Source organism: Pedobacter sp. ok626 (assembly GCF_900100435.1).
GTDB lineage: Bacteria > Bacteroidota > Bacteroidia > Sphingobacteriales > Sphingobacteriaceae > Pedobacter.
This window is the reverse complement of sequence record NZ_FNEX01000010.1, coordinates 48,484-65,541: the sequence shown is the minus strand read 5'-3', so window position 1 is coordinate 65,541 and position 17,058 is coordinate 48,484. Positions and strand designations below refer to the sequence as shown.

Sequence of the window (17,058 nt, the reverse complement as noted above, 5' to 3'; positions counted from 1 at the left end):
AATATTAAATTTTACCAATTTGGATTTTGACCCAGGTTAGGATTAAGTTTTAACTGATCTGCGGGAATCGGGTACAGATAATTTTTGTCAGCCCAAGTCCTTCCTGATTCGAAAATGATCGCCCCCTCAGCATTCTTAGGTCGGTTAAGCGTGGTGCCCCAAACTCCCGCTGTTGCATATTCAGTACCGGTATACTTGATACCTAAAAAATCCTGCGGCATCTCTGTTTCAGCAGTTTTCCAACGCTTTAAATCATCTATCCTGAAGCCTTCGTTGTAAAGTTCTACCGTTCTCTCCCTCCTTATCTCGGTACGCATGTCCAAATTGTTAGTGGTAGCAAAAGCGTTGCTCAATTTTGGCATAGTCGTATTTACGCGGTTTCTAACCAGATTTAGCGAAATATCTAAATCCGTATCAGAGATTGCCCCATCTCTTTCAAAAACTGCTTCAGCATAATTCAATAAAACCTCCGCATAACGTATAATCGGAAAATCATAACCCTCAAAGTTGTCTGTTACCTTCCGCTCAGCATTCCATTTTTGGTTGTTATAGCCTGTACCGGAATTGGAAGGAATATATGATTTAAATACCGCAGTGGTTAAGTCTGCTGCATCTCCCAACCAGTTTACACGTCCATTGTCATTCGACCAATAAGCTTTTCTTGGTGGCATCAGCGTATGTTTCATACGGTTATCCCTATTTTGGTATTCTGAGGTGATGGTATTATAGCCCTGAAATTGGGTATTATTCGCATTCGTTATAGGCAATCCGTTTTGGCTTAGGTAAAGATTTGCAAACTTCCGTGCCACCAGTACAACGTTCGCAAATTGCCCGTGACTGATGTTTGTTCCAATTGGGTTTAAGGTCTCATCATGCCTGTTGCTAAAAATGTACTCCTTATTGGCACTCTTGGCAATGCCTGCTGGATTTGATTTTGCATCTTCCAGCACAAACATATACTTCTGGGCAGAATCTCCCAAGATAGCAGGTTTAAACAATTCGTATTGGGTGCTGGTCATCACCCCTTTTGCGGCATTCACAGCAATATCCAAAAGCCCTGTAGCACGGGTCGTGTTGTTGCGGAACTTTTGCCAGGTACCTTCGAACAAGGCAACCCTCGATAAAAAAGCTTGCGCAGCCCCACGGCTGACCCGTCCTTTATCTCCAGCGGGGATCGAACTCTCTAAAGGTAAGTTCGGGATGGCCGCCTGCAAATCCGCAATAATAAAATCAGCTACTTCAGATCTGTTGTTCCGCTTGGCGAATAAGATTGGATCATTGACATCAAGTACCCCCTCAACAATTGGCGCATCGCCAAATAGTTGCAATAAATCGAAATAAAGATAGGCTCTAAAAAATTTTGCTTCGGCAACATATTGAGCAATTTCTCCAGTTGCGGCGTATTTGGATGCGTTTAATAATAAAGTATTTGTTAACCTTATGTTTTTAAATTTATCTGAAAAGTTACCATCGGTACCGGTGTTGGTATTAGTCCCGTTGCTATATTGATTGGGTGTGAGGTTAGTGATCAAATCAGAACGGTAATCACTGTGCGGATTATCATTTATCACACTTCTGAAATCAGCTCTCCAGCCATAAAACTGATTGGCAAACAACTTAAATTGGTTAGCCGTTTTCCAGTAATTTCCATCAGCAATCTGGTCCAGTGGATCAAGATCTGTTATCTTATTACAGCCCACAAGTCCTCCAAAAAGAGATGTGGCCAAAAATAGCGCGATTGTATATTTTTTGAAATTCGTTTTCATGATGATTAAATTAAAATGCTGCATTAAGACCCACCGTTACCGAGCGACTGAAAGGATAGCGCTGTATGCCGGAACTTACCGTCCTGGTAGCTTCTGGATCCCAGCCATCATTAATTTTAGTCGTCTCCCATAAATCCTGTCCGGCTACATACACCCTCAGTTTAGAAAATGCTTTTGTTTTCTTAATTACAGATTCTGGCAAGGTATAGCCAAGTACAATGTTCTTTAAACGCAAGTAAGCTCCATTTTCCACAGACCAGGAAGAAGCCTGGTAGTTATAGGCATTGATCACGCCATTGGTTGAATATTTTGGAAAAAACGCCGTGGTATTTTCGGGAGTCCAATTGTTATTAACCGATTGATTGGTGGTATTTAAATATACGGATCTGAAGGGCTGTCTCCAGTTTACATCATCCCTGAATATTGTCCGCGCCGTAGCACCTTGAAAAATGACTGAGCAATCAAACCCTTTGTATGAGGCCCCAAAATTAAAAGAATAAGAAATTTTTGGATCATCCGTACCCAGATAAACCAGGTCATCATAAGTTAACTTGCCATCACCATTTGAGTCCTTATACATATTATCCCCAACCCGGATAGCATTTGTAAGCCCAATAGTATTGCCTACTAAATACTTATCAAAATAAGCGGCACGCTGGTCTTCATTTTGTATTTTGCCATCATACTCCAATCCCACAATGGAATTTAGTGGAAATCCTTGCAATGCGGCAATTCTACCCCCAGAAGAAAGTACATTAACACCTCCAAAATCAACTATTTTATTTTCAGCGAATGTGAATACGCCACCGATGTTATAAGAAAATTCACCCTTTCTATCACTCCAGTTCAAAGTAGCCTCATAACCATTTCCCCTAAATTTTCCAATATTGGCCTCAGGTGCAGTCGCACCTAACACCGCAGAATACTGTGCTGCCAGGAACATGTTATTATTCTTCTTAAGGAAGTATTCAAGGGTACCAGAAAGCCTATTTTTTAATAGCGTAAAATCGAGGGCTAAATTATAATTATGAATACGTTCCCAGGTACGGTCGTAGGAAACCAGTTTTCCATTAGTCGCTACATAGGTTACTTTTCCACTACCAAGGTAAGCACCAGTACCAGAAGACTGATTATATAACTGTACACCATCATACAAATCTATACCAGTTTGATTACCAACAATACCATAAGAGATCCTTAATTTTAATTCATCAAAAATATTAAGGTCCTTTACAAAGCGCTCTTCCCCAAGCCTCCATCCGCCGGAGAAACCATAAAAGAGATTCCATCTATTTTGTCTTGCAAATTTAGATGAACCATCATAACGCCCATTCAGCTCAAACAGATATTTGCTTTTATAATTGTAGTTTAATCTTGAAAAGTAAGAACCTATTGCATACTGATTACGGGTACCACTAGAAGTTACTACACCGGCACCATTAATAGTAGACAAGGAGCTATTGATGTCTAGTGTTTTTGTTTTGTAACTATCAAAATCATTAAACTCATACTGGCCTCCTAACGTAGCGGAAACGTTATGCTCCCCTTTAAAGCTCTTCATATAATTTAGGTAAGTGGAAGCAGAATAGAAATCCGTGGTCGCAGTGGACTTTTCATAATAGCTACTGGCCTGGTTCGGATTACTCTGTATAAGCAGATCACCCTCATAGTTATACCAGTCGATTGGATTCTGCTGAACATCACGTATTGCAGTACTGATATTCATCCCTAATGTGGTTACCCATTCCAACTCCTTAGTTACCTTAAATTTAAAATTCTCACTGATATTGGTTGACTTTACCTTAAGTTGATTATCGCCTCCTAGCTCAGCAAACCAGTTCGGCGTGTATTGTCCACCCCATGCATAAGGTTTACCATTTAAGGTAGCCGATGGGAAACCGGGCTGTGGATATCCTTGTCCCAAACTATTGCCTATCATTGTAGGGCTGACTTGATTTTGGTTGCTGTAACTAATTACGGACTCAATGGTAAAACGGTCCGATACTTTAAAATCATTGTTCAAACGAAAATTATATCGCTTGTTGGTGTTGTTGCCCCAACGTAAAATACCATCGTCATATAAGTAGCCGGCTGACAAACGATAACCAGCTTTCTCTGTCCTTCCCGAGATACTTAAATCATTTTGAGTTGAGGCTGCCCCTCCCCACATGATATCAGTCCAGTTATTGTCTAAGAACACGAAATCTTTTACATCTGTAAAGGCAGATGGTATCGGTGCGGCGGCTGGATCTCTAGCATCAATGTACCCGCCCTTATTTTGAAGCGCAAGATTTGCATAACGGATCCATACATCATTTTCACCCAAACCATCGTTCGTCCTGGCCGTTATTACACCATTAGCCCACTCATCCATGCTCATTAAACGGGGCTGCAATCCTGGCTTCTTGTAACTATATAGGGAACTGAATTCCACCGCTGCTTTTCCGGATTTTCCTTTTTTTGTGGTTACCAACATCACCCCACCTGCAGCTCTAGATCCATAGATTGCAGCAGCAGCATCCTTTAAAAAAGAAATACTTTCAATATCAGATGGATTAATCAGTCTTAATTCCCGGAAGCTATCATAAGCGATACCGTCGATAATTACTAAAGGCTCAACAGACTTAACAGATACAGCACTCCTCAGTTTTATGCCCCATGATTCATCACCTGGTGCTCCGGAGCCCCGAGTAATTATAGCCCCGGGAACCTGGCCCTGCAAGGCTTGCAAGGGACTCGCCAATGCCCCTTTATTTTCAAATGCTTTTGCGTTGACTACTGCAACAGAACCTGTTAAAGTTTCCTTTTTCTGTGTACCATACCCAACTACAACAACCTCAGTCAGGTCATTGTCTGATGCCTGCAAGGTAATATTAAAGGTGGTTTGACTGCCAACTTCAATTTCTTTTTTAGTATAGCCGATGAAGGAGAACACCAATACCGGATTGTTAGTGCCTGAAGGAACACTAATACTGAACTTTCCTTCAGCCGAGGTTACTGTACCGGATTTTGTATTTTTAACCTGAACGCTTACACCAGGTAGCCCCCCACCTTCAGCATCGATAACCGTTCCCGAAAGTCTTTTTTCCTGGGCAGAGACCGCAAGCGAAAAAAACTGTAGTAAAAGCAGCAGAAAACCAGAGGAAGTACAATATTTTATCTTCCTTAAGCTTTCAGAAGTACGAAATTTCTTCGTACATAAATTCGTAAAACTCTTTTCCATGTATATTTGGTTAATTTTAATTTATCTGGTGTCAGCAGTCTCTCAAACCACTGACACTATATGTTAAGGACAACTAAATGTCATCCCTATACTCATGACGTTGATTTTTTTTTTATTAAAACTTGAAAATTACCTCCTTGTAATATAAAAGACTTGTTCAACAGGTGATGCAGACTGAAGCTGTGGTGAAAAACTTCTTCCATATTGCCAGGCTACCACCGTTACTTTTAAAGGGTATTTAGCGCTTGGCGGAATCCTGGTCAGATATAACTTATCGTTTTTGATTTCTGCAGGCCCTGCTTTGATGTAATATTGAACAGGTTCCCCTGAATCTGAACTTGCCTTCAGCTTAATTTCTTTTTGTTCCCTGGTTAATTCAATTGGTGGAAAATTGATCTGTTGTGCCTTTCCTTCCTTATTGACTATCGGTATTTTCATATTGGCTTGCTGAACAGCCGACTTATAAATCGCATCGCCATCACTTCTGGCCATGAACCATACATCCCCTGAACGTTTTGTATTATTAAAGCCAAGTCTGTTGAAGGAGATTTTAAAAGTGGAATCATCTACCTTAACTACGGGGCCACAGATTCTCGTAATATTAATCTTAGCAGTTGAATGTCCTTTTGCAGCAGGCTTGCCAACCACAGCATCCAGATATTTGGTATGGAGATGAAATGTCAGTCCATCTGCGAGGGGTATAAACTTAGGATTGAAGCCAGAAAATCCTGATGGCGACAATAGTTTTCCAGCTTGCACATAGCCAATATATTGGGGCATTTTCCCTTTTGCCCTGGCATAATAACTTTCAGTAGCCAAAGCCATTTCCCGATCAAATGCCCAGCCAGCGTCTTCCTTATTGCCCTGGTAATTTGCAAAAGTAGCTGGCAAAGCCACTGAAGGTTTATTGTCCCGCCATCGATCAACGAGCCAGCCTTTTTCCGGATCTACGGCTTTCAAAGCTACTGGGCTATTCATTGCAAATGAGACTGGAAGTCTCGCTTTTGCCGACTTAGCGATAAACATATTTAAAAACCCAACCAGTTCATCTGAATAATCAAAATGACCAAAGCCGGCGTCACATAAATAGGCGATTGGCGCTTTTGGATGCGCCTTACGATAGGCTATAGCAGGTGCAATACGTCCCTCCAGCCATTCATATTCACCCATTACAAAAAGTCCGGGTATACCATCGATATTCCTGTTTCCCCAATCTGGATTTGGCCTACCACTTCCGGTCATATTTGTAAGGGGTGCATCCCCATGTACAGAAATTATCGCCAATGTGCGTGAAGGATTCGACGCTGCAAAATTCCATGGGTAACTTGCTGCTGCCGAATGTCCGATAGGAATGATTGGCGCAAACTGTAGTTCAGAATAGCCTGAAATGTCAGCAAAACTATTTATCATTTCATTAAAAGCAGTCAGGCTGGTTGTAGCATTAAAATCATATACCATATCCAAAGCCGGTGTCACCCATATTTCTGCAAAACCAAGCTTTGCTAAATTCTCACGAAAAGCAGGGTGCTCCAAAATCCCCTCTTCCAGCATATTGTGCTGACCAATTACAACTCCCTTAACCTGTTTACAATTGGGTGGAATCCATAAAAAAGCTGTAGGATGATCATTGGTCTCCTTAGAAGTAAGTGCATTTACTGTAGTTGACCATTGCCAGACGGCATCTGCCTTAATCTGCGCAAAAATTGAATCACTCACAAACAGAAGCAAAACAAAACAGGTCGCTATTTCCTTAAATATTTTCATCATTCTATCCAATCTTATTTATCTATCCTGAACCAATCAAAATCTGCATACCCCCCGGTACGAACATCTGGTTTGCTGATGCAAAACAATCCGACCTTAGCACCAATCCATTTATCTGGCTGTGCCTTAAAAGCAATGCCTATAGGTGTGAAATTAACTCCATCTTCACTATAGCTAAATTTACATACGGCATCAGGAGCCGATAACTGAACGCTTAAATATATTTCAGCCCCAGCTATTGCTTTTTCTTCGATCAAGCTTTCGGAAGAGCCGTTTAAAGCATCTTTGCAAAGTACCTGACTTACTCTATACCCTTTTTCATCTTTTGATATAGAGAGGTAAGCATAATCATTCCCCATTACTAATAAACCGGCTTTTTTACTTTGCCAAACATCCCATTCCGTACTAAACTTAACTTTAGTAGTCGCCGTAAAATCCGGAGCAGGTAACTTTTGCAGCAACAAGTTAGGTACCGGCCATAAGTTCGTTGCATTTTTTGGCGTTGGGTACGCAAACAGACGCAGATAGCCCGAATTCCGGATCTGTGCAGTCCATTGAATTTGTTCATTGGCATGCCATTGCCACTGCAGGCCAGGTTCATCATGATTAAATTCATCATTTTCCGCTGGGGTAGCCATGGGGTATACGCGGCCGACATCCGGCTTCTTAAAGAAAGGCACAGGTTCTCCTTTACCGTCTCCATCGGGATCAGCTCCAATAACCGGCCAATTGTTTACCCATTTTACCGGTTGAAGATGCAAAATACGACCGTAAGCAAACTTGTCCTGGAAATGCAGAAACCAATATTCTCCTTTCTGTGTGCCTACTAATGTTCCCTGATGCGGCCCATTAATTCCAGTTTTTCCTTGGTCCATCACGACCTTTTCCTCATATGGGCCATAAATATTTTTGGATCTCAATACGAGCTGCCAGCCTGTAGCCACACCACCAGCCGGGGCAAACAAATAATAGTACCCATTGCGTTTGTAAAATTTAGGCCCTTCTACGGTATGGTGATGGTCATGCCCATCAAACACATGCTTGCCTTTTCCCGTCACCTGCGTACCTGCATTATTCATAGGGTAGATGGTCAATAAGCTGTTTACTCCGGCCCGACTGCCTGCCCAGGCAAGCGCCAGATAAGCTTTACCGTCATCATCCCAAAAAGCACTTGGATCAATCAATCCCTTTCCAGCCATTACTAGTTGTGGTTTACTCCAATCTCCGGCTGGATTTTTGGCTTTCACCATAAAAATCCCAAAATCCGGATCAGGATAATAAATCCGATATTCTCCCTGATGAAAAATAATACTCGGTGCCCATACGCCTTTACCGTGCTGGGGAGTATTGTACAAAGTTTCAGGTTCCTGCTTTTTTAAGGCATAATTGATTAGCTTCCAATTTACAAGATCTTTGGAATGCAAGATAGGCAGACCTGGAATACAATTAAAGCTGGAAGCGGTCATGTAATAATCATCACCTACCCTGATGGCATCTGGATCTGAATAATCTGCATGAAGTATGGGATTTTTATACGTGCCATTACCCTGGTCAGCAATCCAAACTTTGCTGATGTCTTGTGAAAAGACAGGCAGTCCAGTGCCAAAAAATATTAAATAAATAAACAGGGGATTAAGGATCTTCTTCATATTTATGGTGTAACTTATTTTATTCTTCTTTATACCAACTTAAAAAATTTAACAAGGCTTCATTAAACCCTTTGGGGTTCTCCAAATTGCTGACATGGCCGGCATTGGTGATAAAAACCTGTTTTGCTGAGGGAATAGCTGCAAGCAATTTATTCTGATGTCCGGCATCGGCCTCTCCGGTTAAAACCATTACAGGAACAGTTACTTTCAGCACCTGCAATTTTGCAGAAAGGTCTTCACCCAGCAGGAATCTGGGTTCATGATGTTGTGGTTGCCAGGCATCCCATTTATAGATCATCGCCCAAATCGGCTTTCTCAAATTTTCGATAACCTGACCGTTTCGTTTAGTCAACGCATTAAACCATTCACGCTTCATTGCATCTGCGCCCTTAAGCTGCCATGCTTTAATCTTAGCGCTTTGCTTATCCCATTCCTCCTTCGTCCAGGCTTGAGATGGTCCTTTTACCTTAAAAAAATCGCCACTGGCTGCCGTGGCCGTTAAAATTCGCGATTGATAAAGGGCGATGAAGTCAGAAACAATAAATCCGCCCAGTGAAAGTCCGACAATATGTGCTTTATTAATTTTTAACGCATCTAGTAAAGCGGCAAGATCATCGGCATGCAAAGCTTTTTGTTCTTCTGAAGGCATAGATGACCAGCCGTAACCCCGAAGATCGTACCGGATTACCCGATATTTTTTTGACAGCTCAAAAAACTGGGGATCCCATTCGCTGCGATCAAAAGAATGTCCATGAATGAGTACCAATGGTTCTCCTTTCCCTAATTCCTCATAATACAAACGTGCCCGATCAGGAGTGCTTATATATCCATGTTTCAGTTCAGGATTCGCAGCCTGCAATAACACATCTCTGACCAGATAAGGCAATACGGGGCTACCCAGAAAAGAGTTAAAACCATTTTTCATTTGGTCAACTCTAGCCAGAAAAAATCCATAAACGCCATGCTTTTTATCAATCCAGGGATAAGCACCTGCCCAGCTTGGGCTACTGATCAACTCTACATTTCCCTGACCATCCACTTCTTCGCGCCACTCACCCAAACCATAAATGTCATTCCTTGCACTTGCTCTTGCATTGGCCACATATTCCGCCGGAGCAACATAGGCCTTACCGACCTGATCAGCCTGCATTTCCTGAATCGCTTTAAAGGATAAAATCTGTTTTCCTTTAAACAGACCGTTGTTACTGATCATATTTAAAAAATTAGCATAATCCTGTAAAGTCGTTCTTGCCCCACCTCCCAGCATAGGGCTATGTCCAGGTGTAGCATCTACAGGCGTAAAATGAGTAGCCTCCATTTGTAAAGGTCCGGCTATTTTATGCTGAAAGATCATTTCCCAATCTTTCCCTGTAGCCAGTTCTGCCATACGGCCAGCAACCTGCATGGCCAAACCACCATATTTAAATTTAGTACCGGGTAGTGTATCTGCCGGCAGATTTAACAATGCAACAACAGATTCAGACAAAGTCTGGTAATCATCAGTTCGATTTGCTTTCGGCTGATAATCCGGATAGCCCGCTGTATGTGAAAGCAATTGGCGCAAAGTAGCCTGCCCTTTTACATCCTTAAATTCGGGTAACCATTTATTTACCGGATCATTCCAGGAAAGTTTTCCTTCATCCACAACAGCAGCAATAGTTGCAGCCGCAAGCCATTTACCTGCCGAAGCGATGTAAGCTACTGTTCCGGCACTGTAATTACCATAGAATTTTTGATGGATGAGCTGATTATCCTTGACAACAATGATGGATGATCCTTTGTAATAACCGCTATCTACCCAGCCTTGTATTTTGCGATCGAGATAAGCAAAATCGTATTTAGGGGATCGCATTTTTTGTGCAGATACCACTAATGGCACCTGCGGCAGACCTAAAAGCAGGAATATGCAAATCAACAAAATCGGACTTTTCTTATCACTCATTTAGTGTTTTACTTTATAAAATTTATACCCAAACAAAAAGATCACGATATAACATATGATTGGTGCATAATAGGCATGTGCAATGCCATAACTGTCGGCCATAGCACCCATGATAAATGGAAAAAATGCACCACCTACTACGCCCATTGATAAAAATGAGGCTGCCTGTTGTGTACGTGCGCCAAGGTTTTTTAATCCTAAACTAAATATAGTTGGAAACATAATGCTAAAAAAGAAATTGATCATCAGCAAGGCGATGAACGAGACTATCCCAAAACTTTGTGCTACGATGATGCACATTAGCATATTTCCAAAGGCGAAGGCAGCGAGCAATTTATTTGGAGCAATAACACGCATTAAAAAGGTTCCGATAAAACGACCAGCGAGCATCATGCCCATAAATGCAACCATATAATTTCCAGCTTCCGCATCAGAAAAGCCCATTTTTTCATGACCGTAATTGATAAAAAAGGCCCATGTTCCAGCCTGAGCCGCTACGTTAAAGAACTGGGCAGCAACAGCCCATACAAAATGCTTATGGTCAAACAGTTTTTTATCCGGTGCCACATCAATATTTACCGCATCGGCATCTGTTTCCAAAACAGCATGTGGATCCGTTGTTGAGGGTACTTTAACAAAAGAGAATGACAGTGCTACCAGCAAAATCACCACACCAATTACAGCATACAATACTTTTACAGAGGTTAGGTCTGTACTCCCTTCTACGTTATTGCGCAATAAAAAGTAACTGCCAATTGCAGGACCTAACATTGCACCGACAGCATTAAAAGATTGCGCAAAATTAATACGCTGATCACTGGTACGTTGATCGCCCAATGAGGCTACAAAAGGGTGTGCGACAGTTTCCAGGGTGGAAAGACCACAACCGACGATAAAAAGCGCAATACCAAAAAAGGCAAAAGATGAGATATTCGCTGCTGGTACAAAAAGAAATGCCCCGACAGCAAAAAGTGACAGTCCTAATAGCACCCCTTTTTTATAACCGAAACGTTTCATAAATAAACCCGCAGGTATACCCATTACAGCATAAGCACCGAAAACAGCAAACTGTACAAATGCCGATTGCGATTTGGAAAGATTCATGGTATGTTGAAAGTGCTTGTTCAGAACGTCGGCCATGGTGATGGCAATACCCCAGAACATAAAAAGAGAGGTGACAAAGACAAGGGTAACCAGAAATTTCTTGTCGGTAAATTTGGCTTTAGTTGTTGATTCGCTCATTTTATTGGTTAAACAGGTTATTTATTTGGTCTATTATTTCGGTTGCAGCCAAATGGACTGGCCACCCGAAGCTTTTAATTTAATTTCAAGTACAGTCTTGGCATTCACCTGTTTGGTTTCTATACCGACCTTAGTGGCTGTAGTTATGTTGTCGTTATCACTGTAGATTTTAGCCACATAAGTTTTTCCCTTAGGCAAGAAATCAAATTTTATTTTTACTATTCGCGCTTCTGTATTGGTAATGGTTCCCATAAACCACTGGTTTCCACTTCGCCTTGCCACACTGACAAATTCGCCCGGAGCCCCTTGTAATACTTTTGTTTCATCCCAGCTGGCCGGAATTTTATCCCAGAACTCCAATTCCGGCTCATTATGGTAATAAGATGGTTTATCGTACCAATAAAGGGTCTGCAGCGGACTAAAATAAATTGCCGCCAACGCTAGCTGATGACCATGCGTCGTTTTGATTCGTTTATCAAAATAACAAATGGTATAATCCGCAGCTCCTGCTAAGTAACGTGTAAAAGGCATCACTGTATTATTGGTAGCATCAGGCATTTCTTCATTACCCCTAATGCCTTCTGAAGTCATCAGATTTGGCCAGGTTCGTTGCTCTCCCGTTGGCCGCCAGTCATCGTGAATATTGACCATAATCTGATTTTCAGCGGCCTGCTGTATCGCTTTCTCCACCCAGGTAGTCCAACGATGTGAGCCAGACTGCACAAAACCGAACTTCACACCTGCTACTCCCCATTTTTTATAAATAGAAAACAGACTGTCACTTTGCATCAATAAGGCTTGTTGGTTCACATACAACCATACGCCAACTCCTTTCTCTTTCCCATATTTTATGATTGCAGGGAGGTCAAAATCTTTAATGGCCACTTTAGACGCATCTGAACTGAAGCTGAAGGCAGGTCCATACCATTTCCAGTCGAACAGGATATATTGGAGGTTGCGAGCAACTGCAAAATCAATATTCTCCAGGGCATCTTTAGTTGTTTGCGACATTACCCGCATTATTTTCCCTGGTTTGATCCAGCTTTCGTCTTTTATTTTCGTAGGTTCATTAAGATTCAGAATGAAGTGATTATTTTCCGCAAGTTGAGCTGGACTTTCGGCTACCATAATTGCCCGCCAGGGTGTGGCAAAGGGAGAAATCAGATCCGCTGGCGTAAACATAGCAGTCTGAATCGTATTTGACTTTGTTGTACTCAGCTTAAACTTAGTACGTGCATAGTCTACCATTTGAGCTTCAGCCAATACGGCATGCAGCCCATTTGGCAATTCCAATGTCAATGGGCGTTCCGCTTCCCTTTCCCAATTCTTTAACGGTAGTTTTTTGTAAGGTGCCTGTGCCCAATCAGCTACCCATGCTTTTGTTCCCTCAGGTAAACTAAACTCAGTATTTTCGGCCACGATACGGTAATAGGTACCTTTTTCATTCTCCGGGAAAAAGAAACGGAAAGCGATTCCTTCATCATAAGCTCTTAACTCAATGTTCATTAAATAAATCGGGTTATCGTCCTTCACCGCCTCTATTGTCGCAGCATTAAAACGATCACGGATAAGCTCCTTCTCGCCATACACCGGCTTCCAGGAGGTATCTTTGGTAGAAACACTGATCTTTTTCACCTTCAGGTTTTCAAACCATCGCTCATGTTTATCGACCGGAAGTGCCATTGCGCTTTCGGATAAATGGTTGTCCAATTGAAGCTCCATTATGGATTCAGCTATTACTATTTTACTTTTATAGTTAACCTGATAATAAAAAGTTTTTTTGCCGGCGGCATCGCTTTTCTGATAGAACTTAATTATTGTATTTTTATCTGGAGATAGTAATGTTGCTTCTGTACCTTTTACAATACCCTGTGCAAATGACAGGTTACAGCTGGTTAAAATCAGAAAAAAGCAATTTAATAGTCGGATCATCATTTCTAATTAGTTTATGTGAATAAAAATAGGCCATTACGGCAAGTAATTCGGCTGTTTACGATTTAAGGTTGGAATAAAGACTGGTACCTTTCTGAAGTTTTTTTAGACGTAATAAAGCCTCAATGTAATAATAATCAGCATAAATAATAGCCGCATCTATTTCTGAGCCATTGGGTTTATGTCCTGTTGAGTGTAATAGAAAAGCACTGTTATTTTCGCGGCTCTGGTATTTTGCAGAGGACAAAGACGTTAACATTTGCTCTGCTTTTTTCCGATATATTTTTGCTTTGGTCTTGTCCTCCGTAAATGTAGATAGTTCAAGTAATGCGGAAGCAACCACCGCGGCGGCAGAAGCGTCACGTGGCGCATTTGGAATCGCTGGGTCATTAAAATCCCAGTAAGGGATCAGATCAGCGGGTAGCTCTTTTAAATACACATCACTAACCTTTTGCGCAAAATCCAAAAATACCGAATCTTTAGTCTCTCTATAACACATGGTATAGCCATATATAGCCCATGACTGCCCCCTTGCCCACATAGAATTATCAGCATAGCCCTGATGGGTAACAGCTTTTATTTTCAGTCCTGTTTGCTTGTTATAAACCACTGCATGGTAGGATGTGTAGTCCGACCTGAAATGGTTTTTCATAGTCGTCTTCGCATGTGATACCGCAATGTCATAAAGCTTTTTCCTACCCCCATTTTTTGAGGCCCAGAACAGCATTTCCAGATTGATCATATTATCAATAATCGTGTTGTGTTGTGGCCAATCCATATTTGGTACTGGACGTGGCCAGGATAAAATAGTCCCCACTGTAGGATTGAACAGGGTTGCTAAGGTATCAGCGGAAGCAAGGATGATTTTTTTATATTCAGGGTTCTTTGTTAAACGGTAACCATTTCCAAAGCTGTTAAAGATCTGAAAGCCCAGATCATGGTCAAATGCTTTCATCATTGAAAGTGGCGTAAGTTCACGCGAAAATTTATCCGCCTGCACCTTAAATTTCACATTACCTGTACCTTCATAAGCATACCATAAAATTCCTGGCCAGAAGCCGCTACACCAGTCTTTAAAATCCACGAACTTCCAGTCCTTTTTTCCATGGGCAATGCCACGGGGAATATTTATGCGATCTGCTGGAATCAGTTTAAGGGTTTTATCAGCTTGAATTGCACAATAGGCTATAGCTTTTGAAGCATTTAATTGGGCGTTTGCAACAGCATAAACAAACAAGAATATAGCAGTTAATAACAGGTTTCGAAAAATAGTCATGATTGGTCAAATACGTTTTAACCTAATGACAATAGAAAAACAATTACATACTCATATTTACTGCCTTTTTTTCAGAAAGGTCAAATATCAGCGTTATTTTAGCTTCCAATATACGACATATCTTTGCTGATGGATATCGTACAGCGGACGTAATAAAATTCCTTCTTTTAATGTTCTAAACGTAAGCGGCTTTCCAGCCACAGGTCGAACTGATATGTTTAAGTTATCCTTTTTCAATGTCAATGAGGTGACAATACCGGAGGGCACCTTATAATCATAGGTGTAATAATCGTTGTATAATTTAGGATCTGAAAAAGGTGCGGGAGATTTCATACCAGCCGTTCCCATCTCCCCTGCCAAAACAATAGGTCCATATACTATTGCGGCCACATCAGGATCATCGTTAGTGGCCACCGTACGTAAAGACATAGGAAAATCCACTTCTACGTTGTCACCCACTTTCCATTTTCTGCTGATCAGCAGGTAGCTGCCAGGTTTTTGCTTTACTGGCAGTACTTTACCGTTCACTTTCAGAAGGGCTCCATTAAGGGCCCAGGAAGGATACCTGATCTGCAGCCCCATCTGCAGCCCGGGACTTTGTAAAATACTAAACTTCATTTTCCCTGTTTCAGGAAAAGTGGTTTCCTGCTTCAATTTAAAACCTTTTTCTTTCCAATCTAACTCCGATGCTATAAAAAGATTTACATACACCTCTTTTTCAGTATGATAATAAATAGCTTCGCCGTATTTCGCCTGGTTTTCGAAACCACTACCTACACAGCACCAGAATGAACTATCAGCTGTGCTGTAAACTTTATGTGCCCCAGGAAGCATAGGTAAAAAGTAGGCAATCATTCCAGTTTCTGGATCCTGCTGACCTAAAATGTGATTATATAATGCCTTTTCGTAATAGTCTGCGTATTTAACATCTGCAGTATGCGAAAATAAGTGCCGGCTCAATTTGAGCATATTGTAAACATTACAGCTTTCACCTGTATACCCAGTTAAGTGGGCCGACTGATGGTCTGGTTTAAAAAATTTTTCTTTATCACTGTTGCTGCCGGTAGCAAAGGAATGGTGATCATTTACCGTTTCCCAAAAGAACCTGGCAATTTTATCACCCTCACCCTTCCCTTCTATTTCATAATTGCGGCTCAGGCCTATCAATTTAGGAATATAGGTATTGGCATGTTTCTTTTCAAGAATATCTTTTCCTTCTTTTAATGGATCCAGCATTTCGTTATGGTAAAAGAATTCAGCCAGCCACTGATCCTCTGGATTACCTGTAATAGTGTAAAGATTATAAAATGATTCATTGATCCCGCCGAATTCATTTCGTAACATAAGGCTACGTTGTTGAGGTGTTACAATTTGTAGTTTCTGGTAAGCCCAGGATGCCATTTTCTTGACTGTTTCAAGTGCCAATCTGTTATTACAATACAAATACTGATCAATCAATCCACTATAGATTTTATGTAAGGTATACCAAGGGGCCCAGACCCTTTTTCCCTGCATGTTCCTGTTGATCAGTTCCTGCGGGAAAGCGCTCAAATAGCCATTTTGGTTTAACACCTGCTGCACTTCTGCCAGACCACTGACAAGACTGTCTGCTTTGAGTTTGTACTGATTATCCCCTGTTGAGGCATACATTAAAGCCAAAGCGGATAAAATGTGTCCGGTAGAATGTCCACGCAGCTCACAGTCCAACGATTCCCAGCCTGCGAGTTTCTTTATTTCAAAATATCCCCCTTCATTCTCATCATAGATGCCAGCATTAGTTCTAAAACTATGTAGTAAGCGTTTTGTATCAATAGTTGCCAGCCATTTTTGTTCGCGTTCCATATTTTGTTTAAAGCGGCTGTCCAGCAACCTAACGGCATCCAGGTCAAAACTGTAAACCGCAGGCTTTAATTGATCTTCAATTGCAAACTTGCCTTTATGCTGCCCGGGATAGTGAGACTGAGCTTTTAGTATTATGGGAACAACAAAACTCAACAAACAACATATAAAACTAACTCTTCGTATCATATTCTATCTAATTCTTATTCCATCTAATCATGACTTTGCTATACATAGCAGTCACAGCGTTCATTCCAATATGACAAAAGAAATTTATTTACATACTCATCTGCAATATATTTTATACCGTGTAAGTTTTGGGCTTAGAGAAATTCAGCTTCAACGGAAGTAGAAAAAATTTATTGATGATTTAAGGAAAATTGCACGAATTAGCGAGTTGGTTGGCCAAGAACCCCTTAGTAAAA

At 41.2% G+C, this 17,058-nt stretch carries 9 protein-coding genes; all 9 read right to left on the bottom strand.

Translation table 11 applies throughout. The features are described from left to right. Nucleotides 1-11: 11 nt before the first annotated feature. A complete protein-coding gene (locus BLS35_RS15000) occupies nt 12-1,766 on the bottom strand; it encodes a RagB/SusD family nutrient uptake outer membrane protein (RefSeq protein WP_090782649.1) in 1,755 nt (584 codons plus the stop codon). Nucleotides 1,767-1,776: 10 nt separating this feature from the next. After that, complete coding sequence (locus tag BLS35_RS14995; protein ID WP_090782440.1) at nt 1,777-4,989, bottom strand: SusC/RagA family TonB-linked outer membrane protein; 3,213 nt, start codon at nt 4,987-4,989, stop codon at nt 1,777-1,779. A 129-nt stretch (nt 4,990-5,118) separates the two neighbouring features. Next, on the bottom strand, nt 5,119-6,756 hold the full coding sequence (locus BLS35_RS14990) for a hypothetical protein (protein WP_207909119.1): 1,638 nt from the start codon (nt 6,754-6,756) through the stop codon (nt 5,119-5,121). Between the two features lie 11 nt (nt 6,757-6,767). Continuing rightward, on the bottom strand, nt 6,768-8,402 hold the full coding sequence (locus tag BLS35_RS14985; RefSeq protein WP_090782438.1) for a glycoside hydrolase family 43 protein: 1,635 nt from the start codon (nt 8,400-8,402) through the stop codon (nt 6,768-6,770). 19 nt (nt 8,403-8,421) lie between these two features. Beyond that, nucleotides 8,422-10,344, bottom strand: coding sequence for an alpha/beta fold hydrolase (locus tag BLS35_RS27850; RefSeq protein WP_132226001.1), 1,923 nt, complete (start codon nt 10,342-10,344; stop codon nt 8,422-8,424). Next, nucleotides 10,345-11,586, bottom strand: a complete 1,242-nt coding sequence (gene fucP / locus BLS35_RS14975) for an L-fucose:H+ symporter permease (protein ID WP_090782436.1) — start codon at nt 11,584-11,586, stop codon at nt 10,345-10,347. Between the two features lie 33 nt (nt 11,587-11,619). Continuing rightward, nucleotides 11,620-13,521 carry a glycoside hydrolase family 97 protein gene (locus BLS35_RS14970; RefSeq protein ID WP_254778891.1) on the bottom strand — a complete coding sequence of 634 codons (1,902 nt, stop codon included), beginning with the start codon at nt 13,519-13,521 and terminating at the stop codon, nt 11,620-11,622. A 55-nt stretch (nt 13,522-13,576) separates the two neighbouring features. Continuing rightward, entirely contained in the window at nt 13,577-14,794 is a 1,218-nt protein-coding gene (locus BLS35_RS14965) for a glycoside hydrolase family 88 protein (RefSeq protein ID WP_090782432.1), read from the bottom strand. 93 nt (nt 14,795-14,887) lie between these two features. Continuing rightward, on the bottom strand, nt 14,888-16,822 hold the full coding sequence (locus tag BLS35_RS14960) for a glycoside hydrolase family 127 protein (RefSeq protein WP_090782429.1): 1,935 nt from the start codon (nt 16,820-16,822) through the stop codon (nt 14,888-14,890). Nucleotides 16,823-17,058: the final 236 nt, after the last annotated feature.

Excerpts from the sequence above, each read along its gene's own strand:
- BLS35_RS14985 (WP_090782438.1), bottom strand. The coding sequence starts at position 8,402 with ATGAAGAAGATCCTTAATCCCCTGTTTATTTATTTAATATTTTTTGGC.
- BLS35_RS14970 (WP_254778891.1), bottom strand. The coding sequence starts at position 13,521 with ATGATGATCCGACTATTAAATTGCTTTTTTCTGATTTTAACCAGCTGT.
- BLS35_RS27850 (WP_132226001.1), bottom strand. The coding sequence starts at position 10,344 with ATGAGTGATAAGAAAAGTCCGATTTTGTTGATTTGCATATTCCTGCTT.
- BLS35_RS14990 (WP_207909119.1), bottom strand. The coding sequence starts at position 6,756 with ATGATGAAAATATTTAAGGAAATAGCGACCTGTTTTGTTTTGCTTCTG.
- BLS35_RS15000 (WP_090782649.1), bottom strand. The coding sequence starts at position 1,766 with ATGAAAACGAATTTCAAAAAATATACAATCGCGCTATTTTTGGCCACA.
- BLS35_RS14965 (WP_090782432.1), bottom strand. The coding sequence starts at position 14,794 with ATGACTATTTTTCGAAACCTGTTATTAACTGCTATATTCTTGTTTGTT.
- BLS35_RS14960 (WP_090782429.1), bottom strand. The coding sequence starts at position 16,822 with ATGATACGAAGAGTTAGTTTTATATGTTGTTTGTTGAGTTTTGTTGTT.
- BLS35_RS14995 (WP_090782440.1), bottom strand. The coding sequence starts at position 4,989 with ATGGAAAAGAGTTTTACGAATTTATGTACGAAGAAATTTCGTACTTCT.
- fucP (WP_090782436.1), bottom strand. The coding sequence starts at position 11,586 with ATGAGCGAATCAACAACTAAAGCCAAATTTACCGACAAGAAATTTCTG.